At 59.5% G+C, this 25,324-nt stretch carries 23 protein-coding genes; 14 read left to right on the top strand and 9 right to left on the bottom strand.

The window, feature by feature from the left end; genetic code table 11:
• Nucleotides 1-24: 24 nt before the first annotated feature.
• Nucleotides 25-342 carry a DUF3427 domain-containing protein gene (locus BN3544_RS01425; RefSeq protein WP_231733882.1) on the top strand — a complete coding sequence of 106 codons (318 nt, stop codon included), beginning with the start codon at nt 25-27 and terminating at the stop codon, nt 340-342.
• On the opposite strand, the gene fic is transcribed toward BN3544_RS01425, so the two are convergent.
• The 4 genes from fic to dnaA all read right to left on the bottom strand — a co-directional run bounded on the left by fic (nt 339) and on the right by dnaA (nt 7,027).
• Nucleotides 339-1,454: a protein adenylyltransferase Fic gene (fic, locus tag BN3544_RS01420; RefSeq protein WP_019431077.1), complete on the bottom strand. Its 1,116-nt coding sequence runs from the start codon at nt 1,452-1,454 to the stop codon at nt 339-341. The genes BN3544_RS01425 and fic overlap by 4 nt on opposite strands.
• 185 nt (nt 1,455-1,639) lie before the next feature.
• On the bottom strand, nt 1,640-4,243 hold the full coding sequence (gene gyrB, locus BN3544_RS01415; protein WP_019431076.1) for a DNA topoisomerase (ATP-hydrolyzing) subunit B: 2,604 nt from the start codon (nt 4,241-4,243) through the stop codon (nt 1,640-1,642).
• An 85-nt stretch (nt 4,244-4,328) separates the two neighbouring features.
• Nucleotides 4,329-5,438: a DNA polymerase III subunit beta gene (gene dnaN, locus BN3544_RS01410; protein WP_019431075.1), complete on the bottom strand. Its 1,110-nt coding sequence runs from the start codon at nt 5,436-5,438 to the stop codon at nt 4,329-4,331.
• Between the two features lie 188 nt (nt 5,439-5,626).
• Nucleotides 5,627-7,027, bottom strand: a complete 1,401-nt coding sequence (gene dnaA / locus BN3544_RS01405) for a chromosomal replication initiator protein DnaA (RefSeq protein ID WP_081499408.1) — start codon at nt 7,025-7,027, stop codon at nt 5,627-5,629.
• 240 nt (nt 7,028-7,267) lie between these two features.
• Here dnaA and rpmH point away from each other — a divergent pair, with 240 nt between their 5' ends.
• From rpmH to mnmE, 5 genes are all read left to right on the top strand, one after another.
• Nucleotides 7,268-7,402: a 50S ribosomal protein L34 gene (gene rpmH, locus BN3544_RS01400; RefSeq protein WP_005798102.1), complete on the top strand. Its 135-nt coding sequence runs from the start codon at nt 7,268-7,270 to the stop codon at nt 7,400-7,402.
• A 67-nt stretch (nt 7,403-7,469) separates the two neighbouring features.
• On the top strand, nt 7,470-7,907 hold the full coding sequence (locus tag BN3544_RS01395; RefSeq protein WP_026036847.1) for a ribonuclease P protein component: 438 nt from the start codon (nt 7,470-7,472) through the stop codon (nt 7,905-7,907).
• Nucleotides 7,907-8,179, top strand: a complete 273-nt coding sequence (gene yidD / locus BN3544_RS01390) for a membrane protein insertion efficiency factor YidD (RefSeq protein ID WP_026036846.1) — start codon at nt 7,907-7,909, stop codon at nt 8,177-8,179. The genes BN3544_RS01395 and yidD overlap by 1 nt, the downstream gene beginning before the upstream one ends.
• Nucleotides 8,176-9,867, top strand: a complete 1,692-nt coding sequence (gene yidC / locus BN3544_RS01385; RefSeq protein ID WP_019431071.1) for a membrane protein insertase YidC — start codon at nt 8,176-8,178, stop codon at nt 9,865-9,867. The genes yidD and yidC overlap by 4 nt, the downstream gene beginning before the upstream one ends.
• A gap of 56 nt (nt 9,868-9,923) precedes the next feature.
• Nucleotides 9,924-11,336 carry a tRNA uridine-5-carboxymethylaminomethyl(34) synthesis GTPase MnmE gene (mnmE, locus tag BN3544_RS01380; RefSeq protein WP_019431070.1) on the top strand — a complete coding sequence of 471 codons (1,413 nt, stop codon included), beginning with the start codon at nt 9,924-9,926 and terminating at the stop codon, nt 11,334-11,336.
• A 62-nt stretch (nt 11,337-11,398) separates the two neighbouring features.
• Here mnmE and BN3544_RS01375 read toward each other — a convergent pair whose 3' ends face one another.
• A complete protein-coding gene (locus BN3544_RS01375; RefSeq protein ID WP_019431069.1) occupies nt 11,399-13,384 on the bottom strand; it encodes a monovalent cation:proton antiporter family protein in 1,986 nt (661 codons plus the stop codon).
• Nucleotides 13,385-13,504: 120 nt separating this feature from the next.
• Between BN3544_RS01375 and BN3544_RS01370 the strand changes: the two genes are divergently transcribed.
• The 3 genes from BN3544_RS01370 to lptC are packed head-to-tail and all read left to right on the top strand — an operon-like array spanning nt 13,505 to nt 15,658.
• Nucleotides 13,505-14,482, top strand: a complete 978-nt coding sequence (locus BN3544_RS01370) for a KpsF/GutQ family sugar-phosphate isomerase (protein WP_019431068.1) — start codon at nt 13,505-13,507, stop codon at nt 14,480-14,482.
• 1 nt (nt 14,483) lies between these two features.
• Complete coding sequence (locus tag BN3544_RS01365; RefSeq protein WP_019431067.1) at nt 14,484-15,062, top strand: KdsC family phosphatase; 579 nt, start codon at nt 14,484-14,486, stop codon at nt 15,060-15,062.
• A complete protein-coding gene (lptC, locus tag BN3544_RS01360) occupies nt 15,059-15,658 on the top strand; it encodes an LPS export ABC transporter periplasmic protein LptC (RefSeq protein ID WP_019431066.1) in 600 nt (199 codons plus the stop codon). The genes BN3544_RS01365 and lptC overlap by 4 nt, the downstream gene beginning before the upstream one ends.
• Nucleotides 15,659-15,750: 92 nt before the next feature.
• On the opposite strand, the gene BN3544_RS01355 is transcribed toward lptC, so the two are convergent.
• Entirely contained in the window at nt 15,751-16,326 is a 576-nt protein-coding gene (locus BN3544_RS01355) for an RNA recognition motif domain-containing protein (RefSeq protein ID WP_019431065.1), read from the bottom strand.
• 228 nt (nt 16,327-16,554) lie between these two features.
• Nucleotides 16,555-17,757 carry an ammonium transporter gene (locus BN3544_RS01350; RefSeq protein WP_019431063.1) on the bottom strand — a complete coding sequence of 401 codons (1,203 nt, stop codon included), beginning with the start codon at nt 17,755-17,757 and terminating at the stop codon, nt 16,555-16,557.
• A gap of 167 nt (nt 17,758-17,924) precedes the next feature.
• Here BN3544_RS01350 and BN3544_RS01345 point away from each other — a divergent pair, with 167 nt between their 5' ends.
• The 5 genes from BN3544_RS01345 to BN3544_RS01325 all read left to right on the top strand — a co-directional run bounded on the left by BN3544_RS01345 (nt 17,925) and on the right by BN3544_RS01325 (nt 23,082).
• Nucleotides 17,925-18,488 carry a TMEM165/GDT1 family protein gene (locus BN3544_RS01345; protein ID WP_019431062.1) on the top strand — a complete coding sequence of 188 codons (564 nt, stop codon included), beginning with the start codon at nt 17,925-17,927 and terminating at the stop codon, nt 18,486-18,488.
• 132 nt (nt 18,489-18,620) lie between these two features.
• Nucleotides 18,621-19,778, top strand: coding sequence for a homoserine O-succinyltransferase MetX (locus tag BN3544_RS01340; RefSeq protein WP_019431061.1), 1,158 nt, complete (start codon nt 18,621-18,623; stop codon nt 19,776-19,778).
• Nucleotides 19,775-20,359, top strand: coding sequence for a methionine biosynthesis protein MetW (gene metW / locus BN3544_RS01335; RefSeq protein WP_019431060.1), 585 nt, complete (start codon nt 19,775-19,777; stop codon nt 20,357-20,359). Before BN3544_RS01340 ends, metW begins: the two co-directional genes overlap by 4 nt.
• A 167-nt stretch (nt 20,360-20,526) precedes the next feature.
• A complete protein-coding gene (locus BN3544_RS01330) occupies nt 20,527-22,113 on the top strand; it encodes a thymidine phosphorylase family protein (protein ID WP_019431059.1) in 1,587 nt (528 codons plus the stop codon).
• Between the two features lie 27 nt (nt 22,114-22,140).
• Nucleotides 22,141-23,082 carry a ribose-phosphate diphosphokinase gene (locus BN3544_RS01325; protein WP_019431058.1) on the top strand — a complete coding sequence of 314 codons (942 nt, stop codon included), beginning with the start codon at nt 22,141-22,143 and terminating at the stop codon, nt 23,080-23,082.
• A 95-nt stretch (nt 23,083-23,177) separates the two neighbouring features.
• Here BN3544_RS01325 and BN3544_RS01320 read toward each other — a convergent pair whose 3' ends face one another.
• Together BN3544_RS01320 and BN3544_RS01315 are read right to left on the bottom strand one after the other, a co-directional pair.
• Nucleotides 23,178-23,420, bottom strand: a complete 243-nt coding sequence (locus BN3544_RS01320; protein ID WP_019431057.1) for a DUF2783 domain-containing protein — start codon at nt 23,418-23,420, stop codon at nt 23,178-23,180.
• Between the two features lie 18 nt (nt 23,421-23,438).
• Nucleotides 23,439-25,157, bottom strand: a complete 1,719-nt coding sequence (locus BN3544_RS01315) for an FAD-dependent oxidoreductase (RefSeq protein ID WP_019431056.1) — start codon at nt 25,155-25,157, stop codon at nt 23,439-23,441.
• Between the last annotated feature and the right edge of the window lie 167 nt (nt 25,158-25,324).

Here is a 25,324-nt window from a genome sequence, read left to right as displayed (position 1 = left end):
GGCAATTGGAATGTCGGCCATGTGGTGCTGGCCCAGAAAAAGGCGCACATCCTGCTGGTCACGCTCAACAAACAAGGCCGGGCTGACAAGCACAAATACATGGACCACTGGATCGATGGCACGCACTTTCACTGGCAAAGCCAGAACGCCACCGACCCGAGCAGCAAGCGCGGCGACGAAATCATCCGTCACGCCGCTTTAGGCATCGACATCCATCTCTTTGTGCGCGACACCAAGCTGGCCGCTGGCAAGGCCGCACCGTTCACGTACCACGGCCGGGTGCGCTACCAGTCGCACCAGGGCAGCAGGCCCATGAGCATTGTGTTTGGGCTGACCGCCTAGTACGCTTGAAATTCGTTGCTATCGCGGCTGATCAATTGCATCAGTTTGGGGTGGATGAAGAGCTTTTCTTTCCCATAGGTCATCTCGCGCAGCACACCCAAGGCCACGAGCTCTTTCAAATACCGCGATGCGGCTTGCCGTTGCCCAATCTTCTTGTCCACGAGGTTGCCAATTCGGCAGTAGGGCTGTTCAAAGATCACATCCACCAGCTCGCGGCTGTAGACTTTGGGCAAGCTCAGGCGAATGTGTTCGGTGGTGTGTTCAGCCAATTGTCGGATGGCCGCGATCTTTCCGGTGGTCCATCGCGATGTTTCTTCCACCGCTTTGAGCATGAACAAGACCCAAGGCTCCCAAGCCTGGTCCCGCGTGACTTCCAGCAAAAGGCGGTAATAGTCGGCTTTGTTCGCGATGATGTGCCGACTCAAATAGAGGATGGGCAGGTTCAGCAGCTCTTGCTGGATCAAAAACAGGATGTTGATGACACGGCCTGTGCGTCCGTTTCCGTCCGTGAAGGGGTGAATGGCTTCAAATTGGTAATGCCCAACGGCCATGCGTATCAATGGGTCCAGTTCGGTTTCGTTGTGCAGAAACCGTTCCCAGTTGGCCAGCAAGGTCCGCAACCGGTCTTCCCCTTCCGGCGGTGTGTAGATCACTTCTCCCGTCCGGTCGTTGGCCAGTTGGGTGCCGGGTGTTCGCCGGATATCCATGTCTGCACCTTTGAGGGTGCGACACACCTCGACCGCAGTAGCCGTGCACAGGGGCCTGGATCGGAGTGACCGATAGCCATGGTGCAGTGCGGTTCGGTAACGTAAGGCTTCTTTGGTGGCGTGATCGGCTTGCCCATCACCATCCATATGTTGAAACAGTTGGTCGGTGGTGGTGACGATGTTTTCGATTTCCGAGCTGTCTTTGGCCTCCAACAGCGGAATCGTGTTGATGAGCATGGTCTGGTTGGGGATCAGCTCGGCGGCTTGTTTCAACTCTGCCAATGCAACGCGGGCCGCAATGCAGGCACGCAGCACTGCTTTGCTTTCCAGGTCGTGCCCCGGAGGCAGTGTCGGTAACTGGTTGTGCGCCCGGTCTGGCTGCCAAACGGTTTCGATATCGTACATGTACTTGAAATTTAATTATTGAAACATGTTCGAAGAATATGTTCTCAAGAGCGACACGTCAAGCAAATGTGTCGCAATAATTCAATTTTTCAAACATGAGAGAAGCCTCATGTTCTTGGTGAGTACACGTCAACCCTGTCATGTCGCCAAAATATGATTTTGACAACATGGGGGTCATTAATCGATCAAATATCGATATTCCCCGCCCGCAGCGCGTTGCTCTCGATGAAGTGGCGACGTGGCTCAACCTCGTCGCCCATGAGCATGGTGAACACGCGGTCGGCTTCGATGGCGTCGTCGATCTGCACGCGCAGCAGGCGGCGCACGGTGGGGTCCATGGTGGTTTCCCACAGTTGGGCGGGGTTCATCTCGCCCAAGCCTTTGTAGCGCTGGCGGCTGGTGGTGCGTTCGGCTTCGCTGATGAGCCAATGCATGGCTTGGCGGAAGTCGCCCACTTTTTCTTCTTTCTGGCGCTCGCCTTCACCGCGGCTGGCTTTGGCACCTTCGCTGAGCAAAGCACGGAAGGTCTCGGCCGCTTCGGCCAGTGCGCCATAGTCGGCACCGTGCACAAAGTCTTGCGTGATGATGCTGCTCTTGATGTTGCCGTGGTGGCGGCGGCTGATGCGCAGAATCGGTTTGTCGCTGCGCACGTCGAACTCGGCGGCCACTTCAGCTGGGATGCCCGTGGTGTTGAGTTCGCGCAGCTTGGCTTGCAGCGCGGGGGCGCATGCGGCGGCTTGCTCCAGCGTGTCCAGGTTCAGTGACACACCGTCGGCCATGGCCCGCAGGGCTTCGGCGTCCATGAAGTTGGACAGGCGGGCAATGACGTGTTCAGCCACTTGGTGTTTGCGGGCCAGCGCTTCGAGTGTTTCACCCGTCAGCACTTGCGGCGCAGCGCCACCGGTGGTGATGCTGGCGTCTTTGAGCGCGATGCGCAGCAAGAAGCCGTCAAGCGCCGGGCCGTCTTTGAGGTACAGCTCTTCTTTGCCGGCCTTGACTTTGTAAAGCGGTGGCTGGGCAATGTAGATGTGGCCACGCTCGACCAAGTCGGGCATTTGGCGATAGAAGAAGGTCAGCAACAAGGTGCGGATGTGCGCGCCGTCCACGTCGGCGTCGGTCATGATGATGATGCGGTGGTAGCGCAGTTTGTCGACGTTGAAGTCGTCGGTGCCGCTCTTGCCAGATTCGGCGCTGGCCTTGCCAATGCCGGTGCCCAAGGCGGTGATGAGTGTGATGATTTCGTTGCTGGTCAGCAACTTTTCGTAGCGGGCTTTTTCGACGTTCAGGATCTTGCCGCGCAGGGGCAGGATGGCCTGGAATTTACGGTCGCGACCTTGCTTGGCCGAGCCGCCGGCGGAGTCGCCCTCGACGATGTAGATTTCGCACAGGGCCGGGTCTTTTTCTTGGCAGTCGGCCAGTTTGCCGGGCAGGCCCATGCCGTCCAGCACGCCTTTGCGGCGCGTCATTTCGCGGGCTTTGCGGGCGGCTTCACGGGCGCGGGCAGCCTCGACAATCTTGCCGCAGATGATTTTGGCGTCGTTCGGGCGCTCTTCCAGATAGTCATTCAGCGCCTTGGCCACGATGTCTTCCACCGGGGCTCGCACTTCGCTGGACACCAGCTTGTCTTTGGTCTGGCTTGAGAATTTGGGCTCGGGCACTTTGACGCTCAACACGCAGCACAGGCCTTCGCGCATGTCGTCGCCGCTGACTTCGACTTTTTGCTTTTTGGCGATCTCGTTTTTCTCAATGTACTTGCTGATGACGCGGGTCATCGCCGCACGCAGGCCGGTCAGGTGGGTGCCACCGTCACGCTGCGGGATGTTGTTGGTGAAGCAGAGCACCGATTCGTTGTAGCCGTCGTTCCATTGCATGGCCACTTCGACACCAATGCTGGTGCCAGGAATGCCGCCGTAGCTGTCGGCCGGGCGTTCGCCGTTGGCGTGGAAGGCGTTGGGGTGCAACACTTTTTTGTTGGCGTTGATGAAGTCGACAAAGCCCTTGACGCCACCAGCGCCAGAGAAGTCGTCTTCTTTGCCGCTGCGCTCGTCTTTCAGGCGAATGCGCACGCCGTTGTTCAAGAACGAGAGTTCACGCAAACGCTTGGCCAGGATTTCGTAATGGAAATCGGTGTTTTGCGTGAAGATTTCAGTGTCGGGCAAGAAGTGAACTTCGGTGCCACGTTTGTCGGTGGCACCCGTGACGCGCATGGGCGAGACTTCAACGCCGCTGACGGTTTCGAGCAAGCGGTTTTGCACAAAGCCTTTGGCAAAGTCGATCTGGTGAACTTTGCCTTCGCGGCGCACGGTCAGGCGCAGCCATTTGCTGAGCGCGTTCACGCATGACACACCCACGCCGTGCAAACCGCCCGAGACTTTGTAGCTGTTTTGGTTGAACTTGCCGCCTGCGTGCAGTTCGGTCAGGGCGATCTCTGACGCACTGCGTTTGGGCTCGTGCTTGTCGTCCATCTTCACGCCGGTGGGGATGCCGCGCCCGTTGTCGGTCACGCTGATGGAGTTGTCACTGTGGATGGTGACGACGATGTCATCGCAATGACCTGCCAGCGCTTCGTCAATCGAGTTGTCCACGACCTCGAACACCAAGTGGTGCAGACCGGTGCCGTCGGATGTGTCGCCGATGTACATGCCGGGGCGTTTGCGCACCGCTTCCAGACCTTCCAGAATCTGGATGGAGCCTTCGCCGTAGCCTTCGGATGCGCCGGCCTGATGGGCGTCGATCTTGGGTTGAGCGGTGGTGAACGCTTCTTCGCTGGGGTTGATTTCGTCGGTCATGTGAATTTTTCTCTGTCGCTTGAATGGCCGAAACCCGCGAGAGGTCGCGGGTTTCGATAAGGTCTATCGCCTGCTGGCTCGGGCCTCAAATGCGCATCGGCATCACCACGTATTTGAAGTTATCGTTTTCGGGGATCGTGATCAGCGCCGAGCTGTTGGCATCGGCCAGATCAATGCGGACCATGTCTTGGCCCATGTTGCTGAGCACATCGATGATGTAGGTGACGTTGAAGCCGATTTCAATGCTGTCGCCACCGTAGTCGATGTCGAGTTCGTCTACCGCTTCTTCTTGTTCAGCGTTGGTCGAAGCCACGCGCAGGCTGCCGGGGTCGAGGTTCAGGCGCACGCCCTTGAATTTGTCGCTGGTCAGGATGGCGGTGCGCTGCAAGCAAGACAACAGGGCTTGACGGCCCAGCGTCAGGTTGTTGCTGTGGCCTTTGGGGATCACGCGGTTGTAGTCGGGGAACTTGCCCTCGACCAGCTTGGTCACGAACTCCATGCCGTCAAAACTGAACTTGGCTTGGTTGTTGGCAAACTGCATGTCGATCGCGCCGTCGGTGTCGGACAGCAAACGCTGCAACTCGAGCACGGTCTTGCGCGGCAAGATGACTTCTTGTTTGGTGGGCACTTCCACGTCGAGCGTGGCGGCTGTGAAGGCCAGGCGGTGGCCGTCGGTGGCGACCAGGCTCAGGCGGTTGCCTTCGGCCACAAACAAAATGCCGTTGAGGTAATAACGGATGTCGTGCACAGCCATGGCAAATGAAACTTGCCCCAGCAATTGCTTGAGGGTTTTTTGCGGCACGCTGAACACGGGTCCAAAGCTGGCGGCTTCTTGAACCAGCGGAAAGTCTTCTGCAGGCAAGGTCTGCAAGGTGAACTTGGATTTGCCGCCTTTCAGGATCAGCTTGGCTTGCGACGATTCGAGGCTGACGGTTTGGTCAGCGGGCATGGTGCGCAGGATGTCGATGAGTTTGCGGGCACCCACGGTGGTGGTGAAGTCGCCCGGGTCACCTTCCATCTCGGCCGTGGTGCGAATCTGGATTTCCAGATCGCTGGTGGTCAGCTGCACGGCGTGGCCCGTTTTGCGGATCAGCACGTTGGCCAACACGGGCAGTGTGTGACGGCGCTCGACAATGCCGGACACGGATTGCAGGACCGACAACAATTTGTCTTGGGTGGCCTTCAGGACGATCATGGGTGTCTACCTTTGGTGGTTCTTTTGAGGCGTCAGCCCGCGATGGGCAGATGGATGCAAACAGAGTACATTTTCGCCGTTTTTTAGCTGTTTTACCGGCCGCAGACCCTTGATTGGGCATTCTTTTGCCAGGAATCGGGCTTGGACTTTGCAGGAGCAAGCCCCCGCTGAAAAAACACGGGCGCTCATCAGCCCTTCAGGGTCTGTTCCAGCACATGCAGTTGCTGGTTGAGTTCGGTCAGCTGCAGACGCTCGGCGTTGATTTTGCGCACGGCGTGCAGAACGGTGGTGTGGTCACGCCCGCCAAACAGCTCGCCGATCTCGGGCAGGCTCTTTTGGGTCATTTCCTTGGCCAAGTACATGGCGATCTGGCGCGGCCGGGCAATGCTGGCGGGCCGCTTTTTGCTGTACATGTCGGCGACCTTGATCTTGTAATAGTCGGCTACCGTTTTCTGGATATTTTCGACGCTGATCTGGCGGTTTTGAATGGACAGCAGATCGCGCAAGGCATCTCGGGCCAGCTGGATGGAGATTTCTTTCTGGTTGAAACGCGAATACGCCAGAATTTTGCGCAAAGCACCTTCGAGCTCGCGCACGTTGGAACGCACGTTTTTGGCCACGAAAAATGCCACTTCTTCGGGCATTTCGCTGCCCTCACTGATGGCCTTGTTGATCAGAATGGCCACTCGCATCTCGAGTTCGGGCGGCTCCATGGCCACCGTCAGACCAGAATCAAAGCGCGACACCAAGCGCTCGTGAATGTCGGCCAGCCCCTTGGGGTAGGTGTCGCTGGTCATCACGATGTGGGACTTTTTGGCCAGCAAGGCCTCGAACGCGTTGAAGAATTCTTCTTGGGTGCGGTCTTTGTTGGCAAAAAACTGAACATCGTCGATCAGCAGCAAATCGAGCGAGTGATAGTGGTGCTTGAACTCGTCAAAAGTCTTGCGCTGATAGGCTTTAACCACATCCGACACAAACTGTTCTGCGTGGATGTAGAGAACCTTGGATTCAGGACGGTCCGCCAACAACTTGTTGCCGATGGCGTGCATCAAGTGGGTCTTGCCCAGACCCACGCCGCCGTAGATGAAAAGCGGGTTGTACAAGTGCCCGGGCGAACCCGATACATGCATGGCCGCCGCACGCGCCATCCGGTTGGCCGTGCCCTCGACAAGGGTGTCAAAAGTCAGGGCGGTGTTGAGCCGACTGCGGAAGGTGTTGGTGGCGGGCTCTTCGGGCAAGTCGATCGGCTCGGGGCCATTTTCCATGGACGATGGCGTGGACTGACGCACAGGCCTTATGCCGCCATCACGAGGAGTAAGCACTAACTCGATTTGAACTGGGTGCCCTTGCAGGCTTTCCAGCATGGCGGCCAGACGGCCTGCGTATTGGGCACGGATCCAGTCGAGCTTGAAGCGGTTGGCCACAAACAAAGTGAGGCGTTGCTGGTCGTCCGAGATCTGTGCTGTCAGGGGTTTGATCCAGGTGTTGAACTGCTGCTCGGGCAGCTCGCGGGACAGCTCGTCCACGCAAGCCTGCCACAAAGCCTGACCGGCATCCATCGAAAATTCTGGGGTGAGTCCCTCGGACATGTTGTATTTATTTTTTGTGGACAGTTGAGAGAAAAAACGGTAGCGGAATCCGGCTTATCAAGAGCTTATCCACATGCCAGTTCGCATTCGAAGCGGGATCATAAACCACATCGTTCCGGTTTTGCACCGGGAACACCCGAAGGTTTAAAAGATGGTTTATTTGCCGAGTGCCCGAAAGTTTGCGATAATCTTGGGTTTCGCCCAACGCTGATTCATGGCATTGGGCACAAAGGAAGAGTTATGAAACGCACCTACCAACCATCCAAGACACGTCGCGCCCGTACCCACGGCTTTCTGGTTCGCATGAAAACCCGTGGCGGTCGCGCTGTGATCAATGCACGCCGCGCCAAAGGCCGCAAGCGTCTGGCTGTCTAATGCCTTTTCGACCGTCTGGCTGTGGCCGGATGCCACTGCGGGCGGTTGATTCCAGGGTTTGGCCATCGTGCAGCGTTTGAAAACACGCCCACAATTTCAGGCCGCCCTGGCGGGTGGAACAGTCTCGCGGACAACGCATTTTGTGTTGCACCGACTGACCTTGACCCATCCCACAGACAAGCCATCGGCTCCTGCTGAACAAGTTGGGCCTGCACCTTCACCGGAGCAGGCCCTTTTTGGCTTGTTTGACGTTTGGCTGGGTGCCATGGTGCCCAAACGCTGGGCGCGTCGCGCTGTGACACGCAATGCCATCAAGCGACAAATCTATAACGTGAGCGAGCGCTTTGGCGATCGCTTGCCTGTGGCCGCCCATGTGGTGCGTCTGCGCACCACTTTTGACCGCAAACAATTCATCAGCGCCACCTCTGAGCACCTGAAGCTTGCTGTCAGGCAAGAGCTGGAGCAGTTGTTTGAACGTGCGGTCAGGCCGGAGGTTCGCGCATGATCGTTCAGCGTTTGTTGATGGGTGTGGTGCGCGGTTACCGTTTGTTGCTGAGCCCATGGCTTGGGTCGTCGTGCCGTTTTGAACCCACTTGCTCGGCTTATGCCTTGCAAGCACTGGAGCAGCATGGCGCAGCCAAGGGCGGCTATTTGACTGTTCACCGCCTGGTGCGCTGCGGCCCCTGGTGCACGGGTGGCCACGACCCTGTTCCCGCACAAGCCCCTCGCTTGTTCTCTGATTTGTTTTCCCCTACTTCGTCAAAGAAGACCCCATGAACGATATCCGTCGCACCATCCTTTGGGTGATTTTTGGTTTTTCCATGGTCCTGTTGTGGGACCAGTGGCAGATCTACAACGGCCACAAAGCCACCTTCTTCCCCAAGCCAGAAACAGCGGCGGCTGCACCAGCAGCGTCTGCGGCCTCTGCGGCCAGCGCCAATGGCGTGCCTTCTGCCGCGACAAAAGCGGCAGCAGCCACACCAGGTCAGGTGCCAACGTCTGCCCCGGTCGCTTTGGACGCACCGCGCGAAAAGATCGAAGTGGCCACCGATGTGCTCAAGCTCAGCTTTGACACCGAAGGCGGCACCTTGGTGCGCTCCGAATTCACCCAGCACGCTGACTTTGTCGACAGCAGCAAGCCCTTTGTCTTGCTGGACCAAAGCAGCAGCCGCGTCTACACGGCTCAGACTGGCTTGATCGGCGGTGATTTCCCAACGCACAAGTCACCCATGAAGTTCAGCGGCGAACGCAGCTTGAAAGACGGCCAAAACGAGCTGACCTTGCGCTTCGAATCGGACGTGCAAAACGGCGTGAAACTGGTCAAAACCTACACCTTGCAGCGTGGCAGCTACGCCATCGGCGTGAAGCACGAGGTGATCAACTCCGGCACCAACAACGTGTCGCCCCAGTTGTATTTGCAGCTGGTGCGGGATGGCAACAAGCCCGCTGGCGAGTCGTCTTTCTACTCCACCTTCACCGGCCCGGCTGTTTACACCGATGCCAAGAAGTACCAAAAAGTGGAGTTCAGCGACATTGAAAAGAACAAGGCCGAAGTCGACAAAACCTCGCCCAATGGTTATGTGGCCATGGTGCAGCATTACTTTGCGACCGCCTGGTTGTTGCCCGACGGCATTCAGCGCGAAAACTTCGTGCGCAAAGTCGACACCAACCTGTACGCCGTGGGCATGATCACGCCTTTGGCCGACCTGGCACCTGGCCAATCCAAAACCGTGAGCACTCAGTTGTTCAGCGGCCCACAAGAAGAAAAAGTCCTCGAAGCCTTGGCTCCTGGCCTGGACCTGGTGAAGGATTACGGCTGGCTGGCCATGCTGTCCAAGCCTCTGTACTGGTTGCTGGACAAGCTGTTCAGCTTCATCCAGAACTGGGGCTGGTCGATCGTGGCGCTGGTGCTCTTGCTCAAGATTGCTTTTTATTGGCTCAACGCCAAGGCCTACTCGAGCATGGCCAAGATGAAGGCCATCAACCCCAAGATCATGGAGATGCGCGAACGTCTGAAGGGCGATCCGCAGAAGATGCAGCAAGAAATGATGAAGATCTACCGCGAGGAAAAGGTCAACCCCATGGGTGGCTGCTTCCCGATCATGATCCAGATCCCTGTGTTCATCGCTTTGTACTGGGTGCTGCTGTCCAGCGTCGAGATGCGCAACGCACCTTGGGTGGGTTGGATTCATGACCTGTCGGCACCCGACCCCTTCTTCATCTTGCCCGTCGTGATGACCCTCACCACCTTGCTGCAGACGGCGCTCAACCCCGCGCCACCAGACCCGATGCAAGCCAAAATGATGTGGATCATGCCGCTGGTGTTCAGCGTGATGTTCTTCTTCTTTCCTGCGGGCTTGGTGTTGTACTGGATCACCAACAACGTGCTCTCGATTGCACAGCAGTGGGTCATCAACACCCGCATGGGCGTGCCACCGCAGTTCAATCTGCCGAACTTCAAGTAAACCCCCAAGGGCCGCGCAAGCGGCCTTTTTTTGCCTTCACCACGACCGTTGACGCCATGCTCGCCAGACACCAGGAACCCATCGTTGCCATCGCCACCGCACCCGGTCGCGGCGCGGTGGGCATTGTGCGTGTCTCTGGCCGCAACCTCTCATCGCTGATTCAGGCCCTGTGCGGGCGCAGCCTCAAGCCCCGCGAAGCGACCTACCTGCCATTTGCCGATGCCGATGGCAGCCCGATCGACCACGGCTTGGCGCTGCACTTTGTGGCCCCGCATTCGTTCACAGGCGAAGACGTGCTGGAGCTGCAAGCGCATGGCGGGCCGGTGGTGTTGCAGCTGCTGGTGGCGCGCTGCCTGCAAGCTGCGGCAGAGGCCGACACGGTCACGGGGCAGCCACGATTGACGGGCTTGCGTGTGGCGCAACCGGGCGAGTTTTCTGAACGCGCCTTTTTGAACGACAAGATCGACTTGGCCCAAGCCGAAGCCATTGCCGACTTGATCGATGCCAGCACTGAAGCCGCCGCCCGCAGCGCCAGCCGGTCTTTGGCGGGCGACTTTTCCAAAGAAATTCACCTGCTGCGAGACGCCTTGATTCATCTGCGCATGCTGGTCGAGGCGACGCTGGATTTTCCAGAAGAAGAAATCGACTTCCTGCAAAAAGCCGATGCGCAAGGACAGCTGACGCGCCTGCAATCGGCCTTGATGACGGTGCTGGGCAAAGCCAAGCAGGGCGCGTTGCTGCGCGAAGGCATCAAGGTGGTGATTGCAGGCCAGCCCAATGCGGGCAAAAGCTCACTGCTCAACGCCCTGGCCGGGGCAGAGCTAGCCATCGTGACCCCCATTGCAGGCACCACCCGCGATGTGGTGCAACAAACCATCCAAATCGAGGGCGTGCCGCTGCATGTGATCGACACTGCGGGTCTGCGCGAAGGTGAAGGGGTGGACGAGGTCGAGCAAATCGGCATTGCCCGCGCTTGGGGCCAGATTGAAAATGCCGACGCGGTGCTGTTTTTGCACGACCTGACACGCACAGGCCAGGCCGATTACGACAACGCCGATGCCGACATCGCCGTCGCACTGAAAGCCCGCCTGCCCGCCAGCGTGACCGTGATCGACGTGTGGAACAAGGCCGATGCGGCCACCCAGTCAGATGAGCGCACCGGCTTGACCTTGTCGGCACGCACGGGCGACGGCTTGCAGGCGCTGCGCCAGTGGTTACTGCAGCAAGCCGGTTGGCAGCAAGCCAGCGAAGGCCTGTTCATTGCACGCGAGCGCCATGTGCAAGCGCTACACCGGGTGCGGGAGCACCTTGAAATCGCCGATGCGCACTTGGCCGCACAAGCGCAAAACCTCGACCTGCTGGCCGAAGAACTGCGTCTGGGGCAAAACGCCCTGAATGAGATCACGGGCGAGTTCAGCGCAGACGATTTGCTGGGCGTGATCTTCTCGAGTTTTTGCATCGGCAAGTGAATCGACCAAGGTCAGCCCCAAAAGCTCACGCTGGGATTGATGCGATCAAATCGCCCTGGCCCTCAACCGCGCAACAGCTTTTCTTCGGCCACCGCCAACGTTTGTGATTTGCCTGACAGCACCAAGGTGTCACCTGGGTGCAACTCAGTTTCATCGGTCACGTCTTCGGGCTGCCCATTGGCTCGGCGCAAATTGACCACGCGCACCCCCATGGCATGGAAAGCCAGGTCCTTGACCTTCTGACCCAACCAAGGCGAGGCGAGGGGCAAGCCCACAGAGGTCAAGCGCTCATGGTCAATTTCGTCCAGCGTGTCGTCGTCCGCACCATGAAAATAGCCCCGCAGCAGGTTGTAGCGGGCATCGCGCTGGTCCTGCACGATGCGGATGACACGCCGCATGGGCACGCCGACCAGCGCCAGCGCATGACTGGCCAGCATGAGGGAGCCTTCCAGCGCTTCGGGCACCACCTCGGTGGCCCCGGCCAGTTGCAGCTTTTCCAAGTCCAGGTCGTCTTGTGTGCGCACGATCACCGGCACCTGCGGGGCATGGCTATGGGTGTGGTCCAGCACCTTCATGGCGGCAGGAACGTCGAGATAGGTGATGACCACGGCACTGGCACGGGCCAAGCCCGCGGCCATCAGCGACTGCAGACGCCCGGCATCGCCAAACACCACCGAATCACCAGCCGCCGCCGCTTGGCGCACCCGGTCCGGGTCCAAGTCGAGCGCCATGTACGGAATGTTTTCTTTTTCCAGCATGCGCGCCAGGTTTTGCCCGCAGCGACCATAGCCGCAAATGATCACATGCTTGCTGGTGTTGATCGACTTGCGCGCAATCGTGGTCATTTGCAGGGACTGCTGCAACCATTCACTGGCGACCACCTTCATGACCATGGCGTTGCTGTGCATGATGATGAACGGCGTCGCCATCATCGACAAGACCATGCTGGCCAACACCGGGTTCAACAAGGCGGGCGGAATCAGGTTGTTTTGCGATCCCAGCGTGAGCAACACAAAACCAAATTCACCGGCTTGCGCCAGATACAAACCCGTGCGCAAGGCCACGCCATTGGGCGCACCCGTCATCTTGGCCAACGCAGTCACCAGCACCAATTTGAAAATCACCGGCAAGGTGGTCAGCAACAAGACCAGTGGCCACCGGTCGACCACAATGTGCCAGTCGAGCATCATGCCAATGGTGATGAAGAACAGGCCCAGCAACACATCGTGGAAGGGGCGGATGTCCAGCTCCACTTGGTGTTTGTATTCGGTCTCTGAAATCAGCATGCCGGCAATGAAGGCGCCCAAGGCCAAGCTCAGGCCCGCCAACTCGGTGATCCAGGCCAAGCCCAGCGTCACCAGCAAGAGGTTCAGCACAAACAACTCTTCGCTTTTGCGACGCGCCACCAACGTGAGCCACCAGCGCATCACGCGTTGCCCACCCGTCATGAGCAGGGTGATCAAAACCGCCGCCTTGGCACCGGCCAGCATCAAGGCAGAAAACATCTCTTCCGCGGGCGCACTCAAAGCCGGAATCATCACGATCAGGGGCACAACGGCCAAATCCTGAAACAGCAGCACCCCGATCACTCGCTTGCCGTGCTCTGATTCCAGCTCCAGACGATCTGCCACCAGTTTGATCACGATGGCCGTGCTGCTCATGGCCATCGCACTCGACAGCACCAGGGCGGTTTGCCATTCCATCTTCCACAAGGTCGGTGCCATGGTAGCCAAGAACAAGGAAAACACCGTCACGATCACCAACGTCAGCAGCACCTGCAGCAAACCCAGACCAAACACATGCTTGCGCATCGAGCGCAGCTTGGGCAGATTGAACTCGAGGCCAATCACGAACATCAGAAAGACCACGCCGAACTCGGCCAAGTGCTTCACCCCATCCGAATTTTGTGCCAACGCCAACGCATTGGGGCCAATGACCACGCCCACGGCCAGATAACCCAGCATGGGCGGCAACTTGAGCATGCGGCAGCCCACCACACCCAACACGGCAGCCAGCAAATACAGCAGGGTCAACTCCAAAGCACTCATGCATCGATGGTAACAAGCACTTGTGACAAAACGGGCAGTTCACCCAAGCAAACAAGTGCCTTGTGTGGGCTCGAGCGCCATCTGCGCAGGCCATTGCACGGTGCCCGATAAAATGCAGCCATGCTCGCCAATACCGCCCAAACCCTGCAACTCGCCCGTGAGACCCTCGACATCGAGGCCTCGGCCTTGTTGCAACTCAAAGCCCGACTTGATGATCGTTTTGTCAATGCCGTGAACATGGTGCTGGGTGTCAAAGGCCGCGTGGTCGTCACCGGCATGGGCAAGAGCGGGCACATTGGCCGCAAGATTGCCGCCACTTTGGCCTCCACCGGCACACCCGCCATGTTTGTCCATCCGGGCGAGGCCAGCCACGGCGATCTGGGCATGATTCAGACGATCGATGTCGTACTGGCGATCTCCAACAGCGGTGAGAGTGATGAACTCGTGGCCATCCTGCCGGTGTTGAAGCGCCAAGGCGTGCCACTGATTGCCATGACTGGCGGTTTAACCTCTTCATTGGCCCGTCATGCGGATGTGTTGCTTGACTGCTCGGTCGAAAAAGAAGCCTGCCCCTTGAACCTGGCGCCCACAGCCAGCACCACAGCCCAACTGGCCATGGGCGATGCCTTGGCCGTCGCATTGCTCGATGCGCGGGGTTTCAAGCCCGAAGACTTTGCCCGCTCACACCCCGGCGGCTCTTTGGGCCGCAGACTGTTGACGCATGTGTCAGATGTCATGCGCAAAGGCACGGATGTGCCGCAGGTCGGGCCTGACGCCGAGTTCACCACGCTGATGCGCGAGATGAGCAGCAAAGGCCTGGGGGCGACATCAGTGACCGACGCCGATGGCCGCGTGCTGGGCGTGTTCACCGATGGTGATCTGCGTCGTTTGATCGAAAAAGGCGCCGACCTGCGCAGCCTCAAAGCACGCGATGTGATGAACAGCCAGCCGCGCACCATTCGCGTCGATGCGCTGGCCGTCGAAGCGGCCGACATCATGGAGCAATACCGCATCACCAGCATTCTGGTCATCGACGATGCCGGGCACTTGTGCGGTGCCATCAACACCAACGACCTGATGCGGGCCAAAGTGATCTGACATGCAAACCCTCATCCCCGCCTTGAACTACCCGCCCGAGTTGCTGCTGCAAGCCCAGGGCATTCGCGTTGCTTTTTTTGACGTGGACGGCGTGTTGACCGATGGCGGCCTTTATTTCTCTGAAGCAGGTGAGGCCCTCAAACGCTTCAACACGCTGGACGGGCAAGGCCTTAAATTGCTGCAACAAGCAGGCATCACACCCGTGGTCATTACCGGCCGCGACTCGCCTGCACTGCGCTTGCGTCTGAAGGCTTTGGGCATTGCACACGCGCGTTTTGGCACAGAAGACAAGCGTCCTGCTGCCGAAGATTTTTTACAAACTCTGGGGCTCAGCTGGTCACAGGCTGCGGCCATGGGGGATGACTGGCCCGACTTGCCCGTCATGCAACGCGCCGCATTTGCTTGCGCACCCGCCAACGCGCACGCACAAGCCAAAGCGGTCGCGCACCACATCACCACAGAACGGGGTGGCGAGGGTGCTGCACGCGCATTTTGCGATCTGCTGCTGGTGGCCAGCGGGCATTACGCCAAGCTGTTGGCCCAGGTCGGAATCAGCGCACACACAGGCCCATCCGCATGAACTGGGGACGCCGCTTGCTCGACAAACTGAGCGTTTACCTGCCTTTGATCGTGATGGCTTTGCTGGCATCGGGCAGTTGGTGGCTGGTCAGAAGCGTGCCCGAACTGTTGACTGCAACAGCCAACAAACCTGTGCGCCAAGACCCCGATTACCGCCTGGCTGATTTTTCGGTCACATCGTTCGATGCCCGCGGCCGTATGACGCGCGAAGTCAGCGGCACCCAAGCGCAACATTACCCGGCAACCGAAGCCTTGAACATTGAACAAGTGCGCATCTACGCCGAAAGCGAAACCGGCACACAAATGAATGCCCGCGCCACACAAGGCATCGCCACAGACGATGGCAAAAAAGTCACGCTGATAGGCAGTGCCTACGCCATCCGCCATCCGCACGACAGCAGCCCCAAGATTGAACTCCGGGGTGAACGCTTGGTGGCGCTGCCCGACGAAGACCGCGTGGTGTCATCTGACCCTGTACAGATCACCCGCGACACCGACGTGTTCAATGCCGAATCCATGAACTTCAACAGCAACACAGGGGAATACCTGCTGCAAGGTCGCGTACGCGGCATGTTGATGCCCAAACCTAAAAACTGACGCTGGGCTCAAGCGCCACAAACAACAAAGCCCTGCAGAGCAGGGCTTTGTCAAATTCATTGGCCAACCGTCAGATTGGCCAGACGCGTGAATCAGTAACCGCCGCCGTAGCCGCCGCCACCGCCTTCGCGGCGACCGCCACCGCCAGAACCGCCGTTGCCGCCACGAGGACCTGCGCCGTAGGGGCTGCGGAAACCGCCACCACCACCTTCGCCGCCGCCGTAGCCGCCACCGCCTTCGCGACGACCGCCGCCGTAACCACCACCGCCGCCGCCTTCACGACCGCCGCCGTAGCCACCGCCACCGCCTTCGCGGCCACCGCCGTAACCGCCACCGCCGCCGCCGCCGCCTTCACGGCGGCCACCGCCAAAGCCACCACCGCCACCAAAGCCGCCACCACCTGTGCGGGGAGGACGTGCTTCCATGGGGCGGGCTTCGTTGACCACCGCATTGCGGCCACCCAAAGGCTGACCATTCATGCCGTTGATCGCAGCTTGAGCTTCGTCGTCGCTGCCCATTTCCACAAAGCCGAAGCCTTTGGAGCGGCCAGTGTCACGTTCCATCATGACTTTGGCGCTGGTGACCACACCGAATTCACCAAAAGCTTGTTCAAGATCGCTGTCGCGAACCGAGTAAGGCAGGTTGCCGACGTAAAGTTTGTTGCCCATGAAAGGGACTCCTCAAAACACAGAGATAAAAGCGATGAAGCTCCGAAAACGCATTCAACAAACCTGAAAACTTCGGATGGAAAGCGAAACTGATCTGGTCACCGCGAACATGACTTCGCTGCTTCTGACAGTGAAGTGTGGCAATTATGAGCGAGAAAACAAAAATAAATGCAAGTGATATTCCCGGGAAAATCAACAGAATGTGCGTTGCAGCACATTTCCGTTGTTTTACCAACTCACTTCGCGGTCGGGCGTGGCACTGATTTTGTGAACGGTCAAATCGGCGCCATCAAACTCCTCTTCGGGGCTGAGTTTCAAACCCAAAGTCAATTTGAGGACACCATAGACCAAAACCCCACCCACCAGCGCCCAGCCCACGCCCATGGCGGTACCGATCAATTGCGCGCTCAGGTTGACGCCACCCAAACCACCGAGCGATGTCGCGCCAAAAATGCCTGCGGCAATGCCGCCCCAAGCGCCGCAAATGCCGTGCAAAGGCCAAACGCCCAGCACATCGTCGATCTTCCATTTGTTTTGGGTCAGGGTGAACATGACCACAAACAAACCACCCGCCACAGCGCCGACCACCAATGCACCAAACGGGTGCATCAGGTCCGATCCGGCACACACGGCCACCAAACCGGCCAAAGGGCCGTTGTGCACAAAGCCTGGGTCGTTTTTGCCCAAGACCAAGGCGACCAGCGTGCCGCCCACCATGGCCATCAGCGAGTTGACCGCCACCAGGCCCGAGATTTTGTCCAGTGTTTGGGCGCTCATCACGTTGAAGCCAAACCAGCCCACGATCAAGATCCACGAGCCCAGCGCCAGAAAAGGAATGCTTGACGGGGGGTGCGCCGAAACCACGCCGTCTTTGCGGTAACGGTTGTAGCGAGCGCCCAAGAGCACCACAGCCGGCAAAGCGATCCAGCCGCCCATGGCGTGTACGACCACCGAACCGGCAAAATCGTGAAATTCATCGCCCGTGGCCGCCTTGATCCAGGCTTGCACGCCAAAGTGCTGGTTCCAAGCGATGCCCTCAAAGAAGGGGTAGACAAAACCGACAATCACAGCAGTGGCGATCAGCTGGGGCCAGAACTTGGCACGCTCGGCAATGCCGCCCGAAATGATGGCGGGAATGGCCGCAGCAAAGGTCAGCAAGAAGAAAAACTTGACCAGGTCATAGCCATTTTTGGCCGCCAATTGCTCGGCACCGACAAAGAAGTTCGTGCCGTAGGCCACGCTGTAGCCAACCACAAAATAAACCACGGTGGAGACAGAGAAGTCGACCAAGATCTTGACCAGCGCATTGACCTGGTTCTTTTTGCGAACTGTTCCCAGCTCCAAAAACGCAAAACCGGCGTGCATGGCCAAGACCATGATGCCGCCCAACAATATAAATAGCGCGTCCGCGCCCTGTTTCAGTGCTTCCATAGCCATCTCTCAAGGTTTTTTGAATTGATTTGGTGCATAAAGGGCCTAAAAACCCTTGGCGCACCAAACGAAAGCAAGAAATAGGCCCAAATTGATGCACGACACCCTCATGCCCGAAAGTGGGTCACGTAAGATTCGTTCTTTTATAAACTGCGCAGCGTATTGATATGGAAGCATTCCTCGTCTCGACCGGCATCGTGGCCTTGGCTGAAATGGGTGACAAAACCCAACTCCTGTCACTGGTTTTGGCCGCCCGCTTCCGCAAGCCTTGGCCCATCGTTCTGGGCATTCTGGTCGCCACACTGGCCAACCATGGTTTGGCGGGCGCAGTGGGCAGCTGGGTCACGACCATGATGGGCCCCGACATGTTGCGCTGGGTGTTGGGCGCCTCGTTCATCGCCATGGCGGTGTGGATGCTGATCCCCGACAAGCTCGACGACGATGAAGGCGACAGCGCACCGCGCATGGGCGTTTTCTTCACCACCTTGGTGGCCTTCTTTTTGGCCGAAATGGGCGACAAAACCCAGATCGCCACCGTGATGCTGGCGGCGCAATACAACGCCTGGTTTTTGGTCGTGGCAGGCACCACACTGGGCATGATGCTGGCCAACGCCCCAGTGGTGTGGCTGGGCGACGCCATCACCCAGCGCGTGCCTCTGCGACTGGTGCACCTGATATCGGCGGGCATATTTGCCGTCTTGGGCGCTGTGGCCCTGCTGGGCTGGGGCTGATTTATACTTGCATCGCGCCGATTTGCTCCAGCTTGCGGGCGCAGGAACCTCAGGGATTCCAAAATGCAGCTAAAGAGGCCGATCCAACCCGGTACCGCTTCTTGAGTGTTATCGGGTTTTTTCATTTGCACCATGAATTTGATCGCCACGCCCCAGTCGATGACCTTTGAAGCCCCTTTGCCTTTGCAAAGCGGCGCGTCCATCCGTGGCTATTCACTGAGCTACGAAACCTACGGCACGCTCAACGCCGACAAGTCCAATGCGGTACTGATCTGCCACGCCCTGAACGCCTCGCACCATGTGGCGGGCGTGTATGCCGACCAAGCCCACAACCTGGGCTGGTGGGACAACATGATTGGCCCGGGCAAATCACTCGACACCAACCAATTTTTCGTGATCGGGGTGAACAACCTGGGCTCGTGCTTTGGCTCGACAGGCCCCATGCATGTCAACCCCGACACAGGCCGCGTATACGGCGCAGACTTTCCGGTGGTCACCGTGGAAGACTGGGTCAACGCGCAAGCCCGCTTGCTGGATGCATTGGGCATCGAACAGCTGGCCGCTGTGATGGGTGGCAGCTTGGGCGGCATGCAAGCCTTGAGCTGGACACTGCAATACCCCGAGCGCGTCAAGCACGCGGTGGTGGTGGCCAGCGCCCCCAACCTGAACGCCGAAAACATCGCCTTCAACGAAGTGGCCCGCCGCGCCATCGTGACCGACCCAGACTTCCATGAGGGCCACTTTTACGAACACGGCGTGGTGCCCAAGCGCGGCCTGCGCATCGCCCGCATGATCGGCCACATCACGTACCTCAGTGACGACGTGATGAACGAAAAATTTGGCCGTGAACTGCGCGAGGCCGTCACGCACAACGCCACTGGCTACAAATACTCCACGCAAGAAGTGGAGTTTCAGATCGAAAGCTATTTGCGCTACCAAGGCGACAAGTTCAGCGAATACTTTGACGCCAACACCTATTTGCTGATCACCCGCGCACTGGATTACTTTGACCCGGCGCGCGCCTTTGGCGGTGACTTGTCGGCCGCACTGGCCCGTGCCAGCTGCCAGTTCCTGCTGGTCAGCTTCAGCACCGACTGGCGCTTTTCACCCGCCCGCAGCCGCGAAATGGTCAAGGCCCTGCTGGACAACCGCCGGGACGTGAGCTACGCCGAGATCGACGCCCCACACGGGCACGACGCCTTTTTGCTCGACGACGCGCGTTACCTGAATGTGGTGCGCTCCTACTTTGACAACATGGCCAAAGCCCTGAACCAAGGAGGTGCTGCATGAGCGATCCCCTGATCATGCAAGCCATTGCCCGCTTGGTGCCGCACGGCGCCCGCGTGCTCGACCTGGGCTGCGGCGACGGTGCTTTGCTGGCCCATTTGCAACAGCACAATGGCTGCACCGGCTACGGCGTGGAGCTCAGCGATGCCAATGTGCACGCCTGTGTGCAACGCGGCGTCAATGTGCTGCAACTGAACCTGGACGAAGGCCTGAGCCTGTTTGCCGACCAATCGTTTGATGTAGTGCTGCAAATCGACACCCTGCAACACCTGCGCAATGCCGAAACCATGTTGCGCGAAACGGTGCGTGTGGGCCGCGTAGGCATCGTGGCCTTCCCCAATTTTGGGCACTGGTTCAACCGTCTGAGCGTGCTGCAAGGCCGCATGCCCGTGACCAAGCGCCTGCCCTACCAGTGGTACGACACGCCCAACATCCGCGTGGGCACGTTTGCTGACTTTGGTGATCTGGCCCGCAAAAACCATTTGCAAGTGGTGGACGCTTTTGGCCTGCAAAACGGCCATGAAGTTCGGACATTGCCCAACCTGATGGCGGGCACCGCCGTCTACAAATTGCAGCGCAGCTGAACCCCATGACGGGGATGGCCTGTGTGGCCAAATCTCCGGGGTGACGGACTGACAACGCGCGCACCCGCGAACGCGGCGGCTGCCCAGAACGCAAACCTTGATCAACATCAACGCCTGTCGCGTGGCGGGCGTGCCACCGCCTGTGGTTTCGGTGTAGGCTGAAAATCATGGCCACAACAACACCCACAGCCCCGTCCCAAAGCCCGCCCGAGCGAGCATCGCCCTTGTCCTTGCGCCGTGTGGCCATCGACACTTACCGAGAAAACGTGGCCTACCTCAACCGCAACTGCGCCGTGTACCGCGCTGAGGGTTTTCAGGCACTGTCCAAAATACAAGTACGCGCCAATGGGCGGCATGTGCTGGCCACGCTGAATGTGGTGGACGATGACAGCATCGTGGCCTGCGGCGAAGTGGGTTTGTCCGAAGACGCCTTTCAACATTTGGGCATTCCCGACGGACACACCGCGTCGGTCTCGCAAGCCGAACCTCCGGCGTCAATGGAAGCGCTGTTTCGCAAGATCGATGGCGAACGCCTGAACCAGGACGACTTCCATGCCATCGTGCAGGACATCGCAGCGCACCACTATTCCAAGATCGAACTCACGGCGTTTGTGGTGGCCACCAACCGGGGCGAGATGGACCGCGAAGAGGTGTACTTTCTGACCGAAGCCATGGTGGCTGCCGGTCGCCGTCTCGACTGGCGCGAGCCCCTGGTGGTCGACAAACACTGCATCGGCGGCATCCCCGGCAACCGCACGTCGATGCTGGTCATGCCCATCTTGGCGGCCTACGGCATTCTTTGTCCCAAGACCTCATCGCGCGCCATCACCTCGCCCGCAGGCACGGCCGACACCATGGAAGTGCTGGCCGATGTCGAACTGCCGTTTGAAAAACTCTCAGAGATCGTGCGCACCCACCGGGGCTGCCTGGCCTGGGGCAGCACAGCCGATTTGTCTCCGGCCGACGACGTGCTGATCGCGGTCGAAAGGCCGCTGTCGCTGGATTCACCCGCCCAGATGGTGGCCTCTATCCTGTCCAAAAAAATCGCGGCCGGTTCCACCCATCTGGTGCTGGACATTCCTATCGGCCCCACGGCCAAAGTGCGCTCCATGCCCGATGCGCAGCGCCTGCGCAGGTTGTTTGAATACGTGGCCACGCGCATGCACCTGTCTCTCGAAGTGGTCATCACCGATGGACGCCAACCTGTAGGCCAAGGCGTAGGCCCCATGTTGGAGGCCCGCGACGTGATGCGCGTGCTCGAAAACGACCCGCGTGCACCCAACGACCTGCGGCAAAAATCGCTGCGACTGGCCGGGCGTTTGATCGAAGCCAGCCCCGATGTGCGCGGCGGTGACGGCTTTGCCATCGCACGCGACATCCTCGATTCGGGTCGAGCCCTCAGCCGCATGCAAGCCATCATCGCCGCACAAGGCGCACGCCCGTTTGACCACAACCACCCGCCGCTGGGGGCGCTCACACTGGAAATATGTGCACCCACCGACGGCGTGGTGATCGGCATCGACAACCTGCAAATCGCCCGCGTGGCCCGCATGGCCGGAGCCCCCAAAGTACAAAGCGCCGGGGTGGACCTGCTGCACAAACTGGGCGACAGCGTCACGCAAGGCGAGCCGCTGTACCGCGTGCATGCCGCCTACCCGAGCGACCTCGAATTTGCCGCGCAGCTGTGCCACAAAGCCAGCGGCTACACACTGGGCCAGGCCGATGAAGTGCCGCGTGTGTTTGTCGAGTTTTGACCGCCAAATTGAAGCGCTGGAGTTGTGATGCCCAAACCCGATACCGCCGATGCCCCCGGTGCCCTGCTGTATTTTGAAGACGAAGCCCCCGCCGCCTTGCGCCTGGCCAATGCCACGGGCCTGGCGCCACACCGGGTGGAAAGCCACCGCTTTCCCGATGGCGAAATCCAGCTGACACTGCCCGCGCACTTGCCGCCGCGTGTGGTGTTGCTGCGCAGCCTGCACCAGCCGGGCGACAAACTGACCGAGCTGCTGCTGGCCGCGCCCACCGCTCGCCAGCTGGGCGCACAACACATCAGCCTGGTTGCGCCCTATCTGGCTTACATGCGGCAAGACATGGCGTTCGCCCCAGGCCAGGCGGTCAGCCAACGCATCGTGGGCGCATGGCTGGCCACGCTGTTCGATGCGCTCATCACCGTAGACCCGCACCTGCACCGGGTGGCCACTTTGGCCGAGGCCGTGCCGGCCCGCCAAGCCATCACGCTGAGTGCGGCACCACTGCTCGGCGACTGGATTGCGCAGCACCGCCCCGGCGCATTTTTGCTGGGGCCAGACAGCGAATCAGCGCAATGGGTCACACAAGCCGCTGCCGCCCACGGTCTGCAACATGCGGTGTGTAGCAAAGTGCGCCACGGCGACCACGCCGTGGCCATCACGCTGCCGCCGTGCGATCTGCGCGGCCAAGTCGTGGTGCTGCTGGACGACGTGGCCAGCAGCGGCCACACCCTGGCGACAGCCGCAGCGCTGGCCTTGGCCGCAGGCGCTGCCAGTGTGGACGTGGCCGTCACGCACGCCCTGCTGGCAGGCGATGCGCTGCAACGCATTCACGCAGCAGGTGTGGGCGAGTTCTGGAGCACAGACAGCATTGCGCATGCGAGCAATGTGGTGGGGTTGGCGTCATTGCTGGCGGGGGCGCTCAATGAGATTCAAGTCGGGCATGACGGTGCCCTTCTGTCACACCCGGCTTGATCAGGTGTCCATGCCAGCTTGGCAGTCAGATTGACAAAAAACAGGTCTTTATGAGCAACTGCAACCGGTGCGAGTCTGTCTTTACAGCACCCTCCTCAGGCGCTTTCCCGAGCCTTCCCCAGCGCCTCCCGCAACACCTTCAAATTGCCAATGTGGTTGGCCAACAGCAAGATCAGGCGGGCGTTGAGTGCTTCGCTTTGTTCGTCGCTCAGGCCGTTGTGGGCGTCGATCAGGTGTTCATAAAACTCGTCGCCGGGTGAGAAGTCACGGAAAAATCGGCGGCCAGCTTCGTGGAAGTTGGGGTCTGTTTTCAAAGCGGTGTTCATGTCGGTGCTCATGTCAGTTCTTGCTGCGGGTCAGGCCTGGCCCATGTGGCCACCCACATTGAGACCTGTTGCGCGGGCCAAGGCGGCTTGCACGGCGTTCGCGTTCAGACTGCGCCAGCGGGCCACCACATGCTGGTCGGGGCGCAGCAAATACGTGGTGCCGGGTGTGGCGTCGTAGCGCTTGGCCACCAAGCCTTGGGTGTCAACGATGACGTCCATGCCGGGGATGCTCAGCAAGCGCGGCGCCACGATGAGGATGGTGGGCTTGAGGGGCTGTGCATGCGCGCCCGCGCCTGGACGCGCGCAGTCAGCCTGCACGCCCACATCGGCGAGCTGCGCCAGTTGCGCGGGCGAGGGCGGTGCATCCACAAACCACAAAATCTGAAAGCCCTTGCCCACTTGGTCGAGCAGCCAGGCGTCTTGCCCAGCCACTTGCACCGGCGCGTCGTCCATCGGGGCACCGGGCACCATATTGCCCTCAAAGGCGTCGGCATCGGGCGTGTTGAGCACCGAGCCAGTCAAGAACGAGGGCACCGACAAGCGGCCCGAATTCACCAACTTGCGGGCAAACGGGTAATGCTTGGCCAGCGCCAGCACCTGGTTGCGAAAGGTCTTGCTGGTGCGGCTTTTGGGCGTGATGAAGTCGGTCGAGCGGGTCGAGTTCATGATGTTCTCGTCAGCGGCAAACTGGCGATCGTGCGCGTAGGTGTCGAGCAGTTTCTCGCTGGCCTGGCCCTTGATCACCAGCGCCAGTTTCCACATCAGATCGTCCGCATCCTGAAAGCCCGAGTTGGCCCCGCGAGCGCCAAAGGGCGAGACCTGGTGCGCCGCGTCGCCCACAAACAACACGCGGCCATGGCGAAAGTCGGTCATGCGGCGGCACTGGAAGGTGTAGATGCTGACCCACTCCAACTCAAAGGGCCGGTCGTCGCCCAACATGGCTTGCAGGCGCGGAATGACTTTTTCGGGCTTCTTTTCTTCTTCGGGGTCGGCGTCCCAGCCAAGCTGAAAATCAATGCGCCAAACGTTGTTGCTTTGCTTGTGCAGCAGCACGCTTTGGTTGGGGTGAAAAGGCGGGTCAAACCAAAACCAGCGCTCAGCGGGGTAGTCGGCTTTCATGATCACGTCGGCGATCAAAAAGCGGTCTTGGAACACGCGGCCTTCGATGTCAAGCCCCAAGTGGCGGCGCACCGGGCTGCGTGCGCCGTCGGCCACCACCAGCCAGTCGGCTTCGATGTCAAACGTGCCATCGGGCGTTTCGACCGTGAGGGTAGCGTGGTCAGCAGACGGCGTGACGGCGGTCACCTTGTGTTGCCAACGGATGTCGGCACCCAGCGCCAAGGCCCGGGCAATCAGCATCTCTTCGACGTGGTACTGCTGCAAATTGATCATGCCTGGGCGCTTGTGGCCTGCGTCGGGCACCAAATTGAACTGATAGACCTCGGCTTCTTCCAGAAAGGTGCGCCCAATGTTCCAGCTCACGCCCATGTCGCAGGCTTGCTCGGCAATGCCCAAACGGTCCAGGATTTCAAGCGAGCGCTTGGCATAGCAAACAGCACGCGAGCCCACCGAGACGGTTTTGTCGTCGTCCAGAACCAGCACATCCAAGCCCTGCAGTCGGGCGTCGATGGCCGCCGCCAAGCCCACTGGCCCGGCACCGATCACGATCAGCGCTTTGCGCTGGGGCGGGTTCGACATCAAGTCGGCAGGCCCTTTATAGGGATAAATCGGGTTGACGTAAGCACCCATGTGAAGAGCTCCAGAATGGTCAAAAGCACCTCTCGGTGCGACAGGCCGTAATTTACTATAGATAAATTAGTTTACCTATCCGTAATTTTAATGGGCCGGATTTCACCCACACCAAGGGCCTGAATCGGGTCGACAGCCAGGGGCACGAAGTCAGGCTATGCTCGGGA

The sequence above is a fragment of the Limnohabitans sp. Rim47 genome (genome assembly GCF_001517545.1).
Taxonomy (GTDB): Bacteria; Pseudomonadota; Gammaproteobacteria; order Burkholderiales; family Burkholderiaceae_C; genus Limnohabitans_A.
Note: the sequence above shows the minus strand (reverse complement) of the source record. Positions and strands in the feature narration are given on the sequence as shown.